Here is a 12,724-nt window from a genome sequence, read left to right on the forward strand (position 1 = left end):
CCCCAAGATACACCTTTCTTCTTCCCCCGCAAAAAACCTTCAAATAAAGAACTTTATAACCTTTTTATTTTTAGCAAGGATTGGCAGATCGATATCAAAAAATAAGATTATCGCATTAATCCCATTTTGATGACAATACTTCAATAAAAACGGAATATACGATCTGTCGTAAATAAGTGAAGTTACAACACATTTATCAGCATATTGCATTGCTGTGGAATTATTGGAACTATTCGCAATGTGTATTACACCTTCATTGATAACTTCTTTAAAAAACCGTACGATCTATCCTCGCCTGCCTGCAGATGTTAATAACAGTTTCATAGTTACCTCCAACAATTCAATAATTTTTATAAATAGGTTGTTCTGCTGATAAAATTTGTATAAACATTCAATTTGCTTTATCGGCGATAGAATACTTCTTATGCCTGATCCTTTTGATTAGGGGGACAATCATTTCATATATGGTATCGAATTCTTCAATTTTTGCTAATTTACTGGCTATGACATAAAATACAATTCCAATAATAATTTGACATGCTAATGTAACGAGATCGTTGCCTGGCAAAACCATTCCACTAAGGAATGTAATGCCACCCATTGCAATGGAAATGATAAATCCCGGTGCCAAGTCTTTCATTTGTTCTTTTACTGGGTATGAAATTACCTTCGATGAAAAATATGTGTTGAGCAGCAGGGAAACAAATGAATTAACGATAGCTGACCAAATTAATCCAATAATTCCAGACCCATTCCATATGGACATGATGATAAGTAAAGTTAAAAGGGTTTTTTTGATAATTTCCACAAGGAGAAATAAATCCGACCTTCCTTTAACTTGAAGAATATTTAAATTTATCGCATGAAGTGGATACAGCATCCCCGCAATACACAGCAATTGAAAATACAATATTGAAGTCACCCATTTATCTCCATAAATAAGAGGTATAAGTGGGTTTGCGATGGCTGCTAAACCTAACATAATAGGGAAGAAAATAAACAGGGTTGTCTTCATTACCTTCCTAAATCCAATTTTCAATTTTTCTTCATCATCTTGGATTCCGCTAAGAACAGGATAAGTCACACGCTGGATTGAAGCTGTTATAGATTGAGAGGCAACATCCCGTAACTTGACGGCGTTAGTGTAATATCCCAGTTGTGAAGAAGAATACAATCTGCCAATTAAAATAAAATAGATATTATTGTATGCTGTATCGATCAAGCCGGAAACTAACAGCTTTGAACCAAAGCCGAAAAGCCTCTTAAATGACTTGATGTTAAAGACAAAAGAAGGAATCCATTTATTAAATAACCATAGCAACACTGTTTGGATAAGCTGCATGGATATTGTTTTGATAACAAGACTCCATACACCATAGCCCCGAACTGCGCAGATCAATGCTAAAATGCCGGATGCGACTCCAGCAATTAAGTTTATTTTCGTCTGAGTTTTGAAATCCACATTCTTTATTAATATTACTCGTTGAATAATTCCAAAAGAATCGATGATCAAAACCAGGGCAAGAATTTTGAGTATCGGGGCCAGTTCCGGTTCTCTAAAAAAAACACCAATAGCATTGGAGGAAATGAATATTATAAAATAGAGAATAGAAGCCATAAAAAAATTAAAATAAAAAACTGTGGAGTAGTCCTCTTGGCTTGAATCCTTCTCCCGGACCAAGCCTTGGGTGAACCCACAGTCGATGATAGAGGTGGATATGGCTATCAGAACGGTCATCATGGCTATTAAACCAAAATGTTCCGGCAATAATAATCTGGCTAGAACGATTTGGATGATAAATTGAATCCCTTGATTTGAAATCAAATCTGCCATGCTCCAAAATAAGCCTGATAAGGTTTTCTTTTTCATAGGATTTATTTCCTGCATCTTTGATACCTACTTTACTTATCTTTTTATTTTCAGCTTGCCATAACTCTTTAATTCAACGATTGTTGAATATATCTTTGGAAAAAAGAATTTCGAGTTGATTTTAGTTTTTTCCTTTATGCTCAAATTGTCATAAAATACTTTATATTTGGATTTTTTAATATCGTTTATCCTGTTTTCAAGTAATAGTATTTCAAACTCCCTAAGCATAATAGTGTTTTCAATTACACTTTCATATTTATTATAAGTGTAGTGATTAAACTCGTTAAGCAGCTTTATATCCCCTTGTTTTACTTTAATTTTTTTATCTACTACATTCACTCCTGAATTTAATTTACTGGTCCAGGAGCTGTGACCTCCTGCTCTATAAGCTGCCATCACTTCATCTATATAGTATGCGTATCCTTGACTGGCAACGATCATCTGCATGGGATAATCTCCTACGTGCGCATTTTTATAAAATTCAGGTGGATCTTCCATGAATTTTTTTTTGTATAAGATTGAAGGTGTTGCACAAAAACCCCCTCCACCACTAATGATATCTTCGATCGGACTTTTACAAGTTTGCTGATAGGGTCTTACAAACTCCTTTGTAGGTGTCCCTGATTCTTCAACTATCTCTGCTGCATGAAAACACATGGAGCATTCAGGATTGCTTTCCATATAATCAACTTGTTTCTGAAGTTTATAGGGATCAGTCCAAAAATCATCACCCTCACATATTGCTATGTACTTACCTTTTGCATTGCTTCGAAGCCTCATTGAATTTTGTCTTGCTCCCACATTCTTTTCTGAAGTTATTAATTTAATTTTACCAGGGTGCATGCTTGCATATTTTTGGACAATAGTCCTTGTATTGTCTGTACTGCAATCTTCCCCAATTTGTATTTCAAAATCAAAATTTGTTTTTTGCATAATAAAACTTTCAATTGCATCAGCTATATAGTTTTCATGGTTATAAGTAATGCAATTTATACTAACTAATACATCCATGTTAAATTTCCCCTTTTTACTGTCCGTTGGAACAAGATATGGTGAAAAAAAATCATCTAGCATCATTTCTTTCAAAGGTCCAAAAAGAACAGGAGTATTTTTAATTTCGATGAGCGATTATTTCAGCACTGGTAACATTATCACTGTTGGGTGTTAAATAGTTCCTTGCGAGTATGATCAAAAGCGTTAAATAAAAAAACTCATCAAAGTAAAGCATATCCAATACTAACCAAGGCAGGATGCATGCAAATATCAAGATTGAAAGATTGAGGATTTCAGAGGGACCTAATTTCACTTTATTAGATAAAATAGAGCCAACCATGCCCCACCATACAATAAAAAAACCTGAACCAATGATTCCCACTTGATAAATGATCTGTATTAAAGTGTTGTGAGAGCTTTTCCCATTCAATAACTTTGACGTCAATCCTTCTCCAAAAAACAATCGATCACCATTGGAAAATAGATAATGAATATACATATCGTACAGGTCGGTTCTTCCTGTGGTAAGTGACTGAGCATCCGAGATCATTGTGAATCTTTTTAAATAAAGGTTGAATTCTTCAGTGAAAAGATGATTTGCAACAGCAATGCCTGAGACAATTAATATTGTTATAGCCACCCCAAACTTATAAAAGATATTCCGCTTTGCCACGACCAGACTGAATATCCAAAGTGCAATGATTCCAGCGATACATAATAAGAACATTTTTGAAACAGAAAGCATACCATAATACAATAATGCCAATATTGAAATGATTTGCAGTGTTATCAACATACTGGTCCTGGTTTTGTAAAGGACGATTAAAAGTGACGCAATGGCGACAATGATATTTACTGAGTAAAAGTTAGCATCACCATAAAAACCGCTTAACCTGGTTAAACCAATATCTTCCCATTTATACACATCTATATAGGCAAGCATATGCGGGAAATTCATTAGTGTTTTGGCAGAAATGCAAGCCGATAAAACCCCCGTAGTTAAGTATAGTACGCATGTTTCAAAATCAATTTCCTGCTTGTATATACTTATATAAACGGGAATGAAAATTAGCATCATAATAAAGAACAGATAAGACATATCAAAAGAAAAACCATTAAAGAGTTTAACTAGCAGGGTATAACCAATAAAAAAGAATAGAAGAAATAAATACTGAATACGATAAAGCTCTTTTTTAAAAAACCTCCACGTTATCAGTACTAAGACGCATGGAACAACAAGTGTAAAGAATGTAAACGATTCAGGACCTGTCTTTAATACTGGCGACCAAGGAAGATAGAAGAGCATGATTGGCAAGAAGTATTTTTTGTTCGCAATCAATGTTATCCCCGTAAATAATAGTAATGAACCGAAAAGCAACATTTGATTGTCATAGCTATGGCCAATAGAGAGGATAATTATGTTTAGTAAGCATAAAATCAATAATTTAATATTCTTTTTCCTTACTTGTTCCATTTTTCCAGCTCCTCGTACTATATCAAGTTACTAAACTGCTTAATAGCTGTTTCATTGCTGAAATTTTGTATTCTTAAATATTCTTTATACTTTTGAAGGATTGCTGGCTGATCCACAACTCTCCTTAAAGAGTTATATAATTCTTCTTCATTATTTCCAGATACAATACCCTCTTTGCCCTCTCTTATCATTTCCCTAGCGGATATGGTGTTTGTTGTAATTATGGGTACACCTAGGAACTTAGCCTCTTCAAATACCATTGGAGCCGCTTCATGAATTGATGGTAAAAGAAATACATCCGCGTTTTTGATATATCGGTATGGATTTTCTTGATTTCCATAAAGGATGATGTGTTCTGACAAATTGTTGTTAAGAATTTCTTTTTCAATTTCGCTTCGTTGGGGACCTCCACCGATTATATGCCAACGTATTCTGTAATTTTCTTTAATAAGGCGTTTGATAATACTTATCCCTCTTATAATCCCTTTTTCAGGGCTTAGCCTGGCAACTGTTACAATATTCAAACAATCTAATGGATATTCAATGGGATTAATGATTGATTTGTCATAGTATTCAGAGAAATTATGGCAGTTATAAACACAGTAAGTTTTTTCTTCTAATTCGGGAACTGCTTTTATAAAATTCCGGCGGCATCCCTCTGAGACAGCAGCAATCTTGTCAAAATATTTATATATGGATCGGTTTCGAGCTGTATTTGTTCCATTATTTAAAATATCGCAGTGGATGAATGTAATCCTCTGTTTTGCTTTTACTCTCTTTAAAACAAACTCATTGCATCCCCCGTACAAGATTTTTTCATTCTCGTTGTGTAAAAATGAAATGGCGACATCAAACCCTGATAACTTTTTTTGAGTTGAAACTAAAAAGGATAAAGGGAAATGATTACTAAAAATCTTTGTGTATAATGCACAAGCAGCTCTTGCTACATAGAATATAATTCCCATTTTTTTAGTCTGGGCTTGAGACATACCAAGTAATTTTAAAAATGGCGACGCTTCAATGACTTTCACTTCAGGAGGTATTAGTTTGGCATAATCTCCACTGCAGTTAAAAACAAATAGGGTAATTTCATATTCATCTTTAATTTGATGAATCAAGTTGACTAAAGAACGCTGGACTCCACCTGCTACAAGGTTATTATTGACAAACAGGACTTTTTTTTTTTCATTTATCATACTAGTCTCCATCATAATATTTTATGGATTTATAATCACTTTAGGATATAAAGCTTTTGATTAAACTAAATGCTTCCTTTTACCTTCGATCATATATTTAATAGCTTGTATCAATCCCATTTCGTCTTTATACAAATTATGCCTCCTTATTGCATACTGAAGGATGAGCAAATACGATAATTTTTTTGATAGAGTAGCATAAAAAATACCTTTATCAATAAAATATTTTTTATTATGACCCGTAAACCAAGTCGAATCTTCTTGAGTAACAATACCGATTTGAGCAGGATATTTATAAATTTTTAACCCCTTTTTTAGACATTCATATAAAAATAAAGTATCTTCACCCGCACTATATTTAGCACCGCCACCAAATAATAAAGAGAAAAAAACATTGGCTCTGATTACACTTTCTCTCCTAAATGCAATACTAACGGCTCCATATCGCATAAAATTAAAATAATTAATAGTCGAACCTTTATTAATTTCCATTGGCCCTTGCCTATCTTTATTTAGACTGGGGACATTAAAAAGTATTATGTCTGCTTTAGTGTTATGCTTAAAAGCATCTAATACAATGTTTTGATAATGATCATCATAGACAACATCATCATCAGCTAAAATGCATATATCTCCTGTAGCCCTCATTAACGCGGAATTCCTGCTTAGGCCGATGCCTCTTTCATTAAATGAATACATTTTAATATGCCTGTTTTTTTCTTTAAGTTCTGTATAATCGGTTTTCTTGCATTGGTTTATTATTAGGGCGTTTCCATTTATATTCATTTTATTTACCAGGGACATATCTACTTGGTGCATTGTTGATACCAAAACTTCGATTTCCATTATCTTCTCCTTTTCTCATTTAACGCCTCTTACTAACCCTATTAGGGAACCAAATCCGTACGAAATATGAAAGACAGGAAATAATATAATCAGCAATGGTACGAATTTTGCTTCTGATGCTGCCTTGATTGAAAATACTATATTTAATAGAAGGTAGAGACCCAGTTCGGCTGCCAGCAGCCAGCCGAAAACTGGAATTTTAATTGTAAGTACTGGCAGGATTATTAGGGACAGCAAAAATAAAAATGGAATAAAATGCCTAATTCCCATGGCCCCTGGACATAGCCTGGATGCAATTACGTTCCATTTCCCATTTTTTACTGCCATATCGACAATGCCTTTAATACTGTCCCTACAGTAATATGCAAGCTTTATATCATCCGCCAAATAAATCTTCCCTCCGTTTTTTCTTATACGATAGTTCAATTCGTTATCTTCATTCCTGGTCAATCTTTCATCAAAAAGGCCATACTTTTCAAACACTTCTCTGCGAAATGCTCCAAAAGGTACAGTGTCGACTGATCCGCTTTTTCCATTTGTCCTGAATTGAGAATTGCCAACGCCAAACTTGGATGACAGCATTAGCGCTATTGCATTTCCAACAAATCCCCTGCTTTTAGTTATAGCCACCCCTCCCACATTCTGGGCATCTGTCGTCTCCAGATAATGTACGCATTTTGATATGTAGTCGATAGCGTATTCTGCATGTGCGTCAAGGCGAATGATGTACTTGCCAACTGCCTCTTTGATCCCGATATTCATGGCATATGGAACCGTCCTGTGGGGATTGTCTAGTATTTTTATTAAGTTGGGAAACTTTTGTTTGTAGTTTTCCAAAATCTGCTTGGTATTGTCCTTGGAATAACCATCGACAAATAACCACTCCATAGAATCTTTTGGGAAGTCCTGCTTTATCAAAGACGAAATGCATCCTTCAATATAATTTTCTTCGTTATATACCGGCATTACAACTGATACGGCCAGGTTGTTTGAAGTTTTATCAATCATTCGACTGAGCCTTGTAAGGTTCGTTTCTGCCATAGCTGCAGCAATTTGGGAGGTTGTCTTGCTATTACTGTCTTTTCTCCCAACAGCTATGATGGTTCTAACTAACATTTTAATTTCACCTGGAAAATTAAATTCTTCAATACTTCTTAGGTTGAATTCCATTTTCTGGGGCAGTACTTCCTCAAGGTATGCTTTATCTATATCTGCAACGTTGGTAAGTAATTTTTCTTCATCCTTATACACAATGCTTGCTTCTGAAGTCAACCCGGCTGGCAGAAGGAGAGTTGCCCTCATACTGTCTGTATATTTTTCGACATACTTAACGACTTCAGGCCTTGTTCCCACAAAGCTCATATCACCGGATAGTATATTAAAAAGCTGTGGAATTTCGTCAAGTCTGTATTTTCTGAGTATTTTTCCGACTTTAGTTACCCTGTTATCATTATTCACTGTTACGTGTGTACCGAGATTTTCAGCGTTATTTACCATTGTCCGGAATTTCATGATTCTGAATTCCCTGCCGTACTGGGTAATCCTCACCTGTCGAAACATAATGGGTCCCTTGGAATCCAGTTTAATCATGATACAGATGATCAAAAATACAGGGAATAATAGTACAATTAAAATTAAAAGGCTAAAGACTATATCAAACAATCGTTTGATGATGAGGCTAGTCTTTTGTCGTTCCAACACATCATAATACTTTCGAACATGTTCATTTTTCATATGTTTCGGCAACTCTTCCCATTTTCTAAGTAACATAGTGATAGATTGACTCCTTTAAAATTTCCAGGAAGTTATTAATCACATACTCAACATCCTCATCCTTCAATTGAGTGTGCAACGGAAGAGAAACCTCATTTCTGTACATGTCAAAAGCGTTAGGAAAATCATTGATTTGGAATCCTAACTTTTTATAGGCGGTATGCATTGGCAATGGTTTGTAATGGACATTGGTGGCAATGCCTCTCTTTGCCATTTTTTCTATTAACACATTTCTTAGTGATTCGTTTTTTATCGGAATTCTTGTAAGGTACAAATGGCCGCTGGACGAATATTCATCAGTGTAATGTTCCATCACTTCAATGCCTGCTTGCTTTACAGCTTTATCATACATCTTGATGATCTGCTTTCTACGTTCCAGGAGCTCGGGATATCTTTGCAGTTGGCCAAGTCCAAGAGAAGCCATAATATCCGTCATATTGCATTTATAAGCTGGGATAATTATGTCATATTCCCATCCCCCCAGCTTAGTCTTGGCAAGAGCATCCTTTGACTGGCCATGAAGTGATAAAAGCATGAAGTGATTATATATTTCCTGGTTGTCAATACCGGGTATATCGCGCCATGTTACGGCGCCCCCTTCACCAGTCGTGATATTTTTTACTGCGTGGAAAGAAAAACATGTAAAGTCCGCTAGACTTCCACTTCTTTTTCCTTTATATGTTGCACCAAATGAATGAGCAGCATCAGCGATTATAATAATCCTTCCTAAAGCTTTTTGCAGTTTATTTGAAGGGTTGAACAGCCCCCTCATTTTATTGGCGATTTCAAATAGCTTTTCGTAATCACACATCACACCGGCAATATCAACAGGTATAATAGCTTTGGTTCTAGGAGTAATAGCTTTCTCTAACTGCTCATAATCCACATGAAAGGAATTTTTCTTTGTATCAACAAGAACAATTTTTGCTCCAACATGTTCTATTACGCTCGCAGTTGCGGTATACGTATAGGCAGAAGTAATCACTTCATCACCTTCTCCCACCCCTAATAATCTCAGGGTTAGTTCCATGGCAGCTGTAGCTGAATTTAAGCATACTCCCATAGAGGTGCCGGTATATTGCGCAATTTTATTTTCAAATAATTTAGTTTTTGGTCCAGTTGTCAGCCACCCTGATTTTAATGTATCAATAACTTCATTCAATTCAATATCTGATATATCGGGAGGGGAAAATGGAATATTCATGAATAGGCTCCCTTCTATTGTTAGGTTTATCTGAATAAATTTGCACCTTTTTAGAAATATTCGATAATAGTTTATTACAAGCCTAATCTTTTAGAATTGCTGATTTCTAAAAGATGCCCAAAATCCTTTTTTTCATTTGAAGTGGTTGTGAGATCGAAAGGGATTGCCCCTTGATGAGCAGTTCCGCATTTTCCTTAAAATACATTGTGTACCCGATTCCATATGTTTTCGTGATAGCTTCATAAGCCTCTTGAAGGGTAAACCTTCTTGAACCGTTATTATGGGCATCCGATGCGACGAAATGTGCCAAATGATGGTCGATGATTTTATTTGAAAAATGTTTTATTTTTTTTCCGAAATGTCCGATAATGCTTCCAGAGGTAAGTTGGGTCAATGCTCCCTCTTGAACTAATTCAAATAGAAGATTGCTATCCTCTATAATTCCCAAATTTCTTTCCGGATGTGCGATAATCGGTGTAATTCCTTTTAATAGGAGTTCATATACAAGTTCTTGTGCATAAGAAGGAACTTCCCCAGATGGAAGTTCTAACAATAAGTATTTCCCTCTGTTATCGAGGGTGAGTATTTCATCATTCTCAAGTGAATTCACTAATTCGGGGTGAATTCTTAATTCCTGGCCCAGATGGACCACTAGAGGGATATCCAACTGGCTTAAAAGCTTATTAAAATTATTTACATCGCGGAGAACTTCAATTTTAGGATTTTCATAACGTCCATTCAGATGATGCGGTGTCGCGAATACATGAGTGATTCCTGAACTAACTGCCCTGCTCGCCATATCCAAACAATCTTGAAAATTACTGGGACCGTCATCTATATAAGGGAGAATATGGCAGTGTATATCGATCAAAACTCCAAGCCTCCTATTCTCAGACGGGATATTGATTGTGATATTTAGTTTAAAAAATATACTTATTACATAGGGTTCTTTGTTTAGCTTTTTATAAAATTAGCAAAATTAAAATCACAATCGTCCCAAACCCGTTTGCCAAATATGCCTTTCCATGAATAAATCTCTCCGATATAACTTTCTGTTTCAAATCCTTTAACATAACAAGCGGATTTAATTTCTTTATATGGCTTATTGACAAAGACAACTTTATTTTTGCATTGCAGTTTATCAAATTCTGTTAAATCTTCATAAGAACATCCATCCCTGTCAGTCATCATTAGATATAGATTATCTGAATCAATTCTTTTACATCTCTCTATCCATTTTTCTTTTGCTTCATCAAAGCTATGATAGTGTACGAAATGAATAATGATATCATCAATTTTACCTAGAGGATAAGAATATTCTTTTGAATCAACTCTTTCCATCGGGGTGTGGATATAGTGTTCGATGTTTTTACAAAATTTAATGAAATCAGGGACTGAAAAATATAAATTTATGGTAGGAGTCAAGAATTTCATTTTATGATCATGTAAAAAAATTCCACCATTACAATTCTGACTAATTACAGTTACTTTTTCATCTTTCAACAGTTTAATATCTTTATCCAGACGAACTTTTCTCCCGAAAGAACGAAATGATTTGATATAATTCTTTAATTTATGCATAAACGAATCTCCTTTAAAAAATGGTTAATTCCCTGTTCGCGGATGAAATTGAACAGATTGTTATTCTCGTATGCCATAATGTCAAAGATGGAATTTTCGAATCCTTCCAGGGTAATGCCATTCGTCTACAATCCCAATCATTTCTTTGGAAGTAATGAGGGATTTTCATTGTTCTTTCAGGGGTTTCGTTACTTCCGTGATCCGGTCGCTGCATCTTTCAAAGGTGATCCGCTTAGGCATTTTATTTACCCCTCTGAAAAAGTCAAAAAGAAATTATGGAGAGGTATTTGATGGAAGAGATTTTTTCTACTTTTAACGGAAATATATATGCTTTCATATAGGTACTTAATTTTTTCCGTATTCGTAATAATAGCCGTCTCTTTTTGAGTCCACTCCATTCACAACAACACCAATAATCTTGGACTTTGTCTTTTCCAGCAATTCTTTTGTTTTAACTGCGTGTTCCTTATTAGTCTTTCCACTGGCCACCACCATCACAATTCCATCGCATTTATTAGCTATGATTTGTGAGTCTGTTACAGCTAGTACAGGGGGTGTATCAAAAATTACAAATTCGAACATCCCTTTAAGTTTCTCAATGATCATTTCCATTGCCTTAGAGTCTAATATCTCCGCTGGATTTGGCGGTATGGGCCCGCTTGTTAAAATATTAAGAAATGGAACGTGTGTTTTATATATTGCTTCCTCTAAATCAGTTTTCTTTGTAAGCACACTGGTTAAACCCTGAATATTGCTAACCTTAAACGAATGGTGAACAGAGGGTTTTCTTAGATCTGCGTCTACGAGTAATACATGCTTTCCTTGTTGTGCTAGAACAATGGCCAGATTGGCAGCTGTTGTTGTTTTTCCTTCAGAGGGTTCCGGTGATGTGACTATAATCGTTTTTAAGTTCCTGTCCACCGAGGAAAAAAGGATATTCGTCCTGACTAGCCGGTATTGTTCAGTAATGTGCAACTTTGGTTGATTATAGGCAATTAAATTAACCGCTTTAGTATTTTTACCTTTCAACTTGCGACTCAAGTGGTTCACCTACCATTTTTTGTATTGTAGAATCTTTTTTCAGTTTTTCTTGAGAGATTTTTTGAATCGACCCAAGCACTGGCAATCCAAGTACGGCCTCTACATCTTGGGCATTAACCAATGTATTGTCCAAATACTCCAAAAGGAAAGCTAAGCCTATTCCAAACATTAAGCCGATCACCAATGCAATTGCGATATTCATTATTGGATTGGGGCTAACGGGAGCAGGATTTTTTATGAATTTCGCTTTTGCAAGAATGCTTACATTATCAACGTTCATTATGCCTGGAATTTCTTTCTGAAATGTCTCAGACACTGCATTTGCAATCTCGACTGCCTTAGTCGCATCATTATCTTTCACTGACAAAGAAAAAACCTGGGAATTTTCTTGGATGGTAACTGAAATATTTTGATTAAGCTGAGCAACCCCTTGTGATAATGCCAGCTGTTCGATAACCTTTTCTAATATGGCAGGGCTTTTGATGATCTCGCTATACGTATTGATCAATTCCACATTTCCTTGCATCCGGGTGATGTCAAGCGGGCTCTCCGAATTTTTCTGATTTACCAAAATTTGTGCAGTAGCCTGATATACTGGCGTCAATGCAAAATAAGAAATTAAACCACTTATCAACACAGCAATCATTGTTATCAGCGTAATTAACTTCCAACTCTTTTTTAAAATAGTAAAAACTTGTTTTAAATTGATAGTATCCTGCATAATGACCTCCAAATTGTTAATTGTT

12 protein-coding genes are annotated in these 12,724 nt (G+C 35.3%); all 12 read right to left on the minus strand.

Annotated features, from left to right (window positions below):
- Positions 1-39: 39 nt before the first annotated feature.
- The 12 genes from D0466_RS23545 to D0466_RS02180 all read right to left on the minus strand — a co-directional run bounded on the left by D0466_RS23545 (position 40) and on the right by D0466_RS02180 (position 12,699).
- Positions 40-285 carry an ATP-grasp domain-containing protein gene (locus D0466_RS23545; RefSeq protein WP_407675617.1) on the minus strand — a complete coding sequence of 82 codons (246 nt, stop codon included), beginning with the start codon at positions 283-285 and terminating at the stop codon, positions 40-42.
- Between the two features lie 106 nt (positions 286-391).
- Positions 392-1,870: a lipopolysaccharide biosynthesis protein gene (locus tag D0466_RS02130; protein WP_233522505.1), complete on the minus strand. Its 1,479-nt coding sequence runs from the start codon at positions 1,868-1,870 to the stop codon at positions 392-394.
- A gap of 36 nt (positions 1,871-1,906) precedes the next feature.
- Positions 1,907-2,881 carry a glycosyltransferase gene (locus tag D0466_RS02135; RefSeq protein WP_158555782.1) on the minus strand — a complete coding sequence of 325 codons (975 nt, stop codon included), beginning with the start codon at positions 2,879-2,881 and terminating at the stop codon, positions 1,907-1,909.
- 100 nt (positions 2,882-2,981) lie between these two features.
- Positions 2,982-4,337, minus strand: coding sequence for a hypothetical protein (locus tag D0466_RS02140; RefSeq protein ID WP_117320921.1), 1,356 nt, complete (start codon positions 4,335-4,337; stop codon positions 2,982-2,984).
- Positions 4,338-4,354: 17 nt separating this feature from the next.
- Complete coding sequence (locus D0466_RS02145) at positions 4,355-5,533, minus strand: glycosyltransferase (RefSeq protein WP_158555783.1); 1,179 nt, start codon at positions 5,531-5,533, stop codon at positions 4,355-4,357.
- A gap of 60 nt (positions 5,534-5,593) precedes the next feature.
- Positions 5,594-6,379, minus strand: a complete 786-nt coding sequence (locus D0466_RS02150; protein ID WP_117320923.1) for a glycosyltransferase — start codon at positions 6,377-6,379, stop codon at positions 5,594-5,596.
- 15 nt (positions 6,380-6,394) lie between these two features.
- Positions 6,395-8,113, minus strand: a complete 1,719-nt coding sequence (locus tag D0466_RS23750) for a sugar transferase (protein WP_456107144.1) — start codon at positions 8,111-8,113, stop codon at positions 6,395-6,397.
- Positions 8,114-8,138: 25 nt separating this feature from the next.
- Positions 8,139-9,356, minus strand: a complete 1,218-nt coding sequence (locus tag D0466_RS02160; protein WP_117320925.1) for a DegT/DnrJ/EryC1/StrS family aminotransferase — start codon at positions 9,354-9,356, stop codon at positions 8,139-8,141.
- A gap of 106 nt (positions 9,357-9,462) precedes the next feature.
- Positions 9,463-10,227 carry a tyrosine-protein phosphatase gene (locus tag D0466_RS02165; RefSeq protein WP_117320926.1) on the minus strand — a complete coding sequence of 255 codons (765 nt, stop codon included), beginning with the start codon at positions 10,225-10,227 and terminating at the stop codon, positions 9,463-9,465.
- 83 nt (positions 10,228-10,310) lie between these two features.
- Positions 10,311-10,937: a DUF1919 domain-containing protein gene (locus D0466_RS02170; RefSeq protein ID WP_117320927.1), complete on the minus strand. Its 627-nt coding sequence runs from the start codon at positions 10,935-10,937 to the stop codon at positions 10,311-10,313.
- Between the two features lie 345 nt (positions 10,938-11,282).
- Positions 11,283-11,978 carry a CpsD/CapB family tyrosine-protein kinase gene (locus D0466_RS02175; protein WP_117320928.1) on the minus strand — a complete coding sequence of 232 codons (696 nt, stop codon included), beginning with the start codon at positions 11,976-11,978 and terminating at the stop codon, positions 11,283-11,285.
- Positions 11,956-12,699: a YveK family protein gene (locus tag D0466_RS02180; RefSeq protein WP_117320929.1), complete on the minus strand. Its 744-nt coding sequence runs from the start codon at positions 12,697-12,699 to the stop codon at positions 11,956-11,958. The genes D0466_RS02175 and D0466_RS02180 overlap by 23 nt, the downstream gene beginning before the upstream one ends.
- Positions 12,700-12,724: the final 25 nt, after the last annotated feature.

The sequence above is a fragment of the Peribacillus glennii genome (genome assembly GCF_003429105.1).
Taxonomy (GTDB): domain Bacteria; phylum Bacillota; class Bacilli; order Bacillales; family DSM-1321; genus Peribacillus; species Peribacillus glennii.

Excerpts from the sequence above, each read along its gene's own strand:
- D0466_RS02130 (WP_233522505.1), bottom strand. The coding sequence starts at position 1,870 with ATGAAAAAGAAAACCTTATCAGGCTTATTTTGGAGCATGGCAGATTTG.
- D0466_RS02135 (WP_158555782.1), bottom strand. The coding sequence starts at position 2,881 with ATGGATGTATTAGTTAGTATAAATTGCATTACTTATAACCATGAAAAC.
- D0466_RS02140 (WP_117320921.1), bottom strand. The coding sequence starts at position 4,337 with ATGGAACAAGTAAGGAAAAAGAATATTAAATTATTGATTTTATGCTTA.
- D0466_RS02145 (WP_158555783.1), bottom strand. The coding sequence starts at position 5,533 with ATGATAAATGAAAAAAAAAAAGTCCTGTTTGTCAATAATAACCTTGTA.
- D0466_RS02150 (WP_117320923.1), bottom strand. The coding sequence starts at position 6,379 with ATGGAAATCGAAGTTTTGGTATCAACAATGCACCAAGTAGATATGTCC.
- D0466_RS23750 (WP_456107144.1), bottom strand. The coding sequence starts at position 8,113 with ATGAAAAATGAACATGTTCGAAAGTATTATGATGTGTTGGAACGACAA.
- D0466_RS02160 (WP_117320925.1), bottom strand. The coding sequence starts at position 9,356 with ATGAATATTCCATTTTCCCCTCCCGATATATCAGATATTGAATTGAAT.
- D0466_RS02170 (WP_117320927.1), bottom strand. The coding sequence starts at position 10,937 with ATGCATAAATTAAAGAATTATATCAAATCATTTCGTTCTTTCGGGAGA.
- D0466_RS02180 (WP_117320929.1), bottom strand. The coding sequence starts at position 12,699 with ATGCAGGATACTATCAATTTAAAACAAGTTTTTACTATTTTAAAAAAG.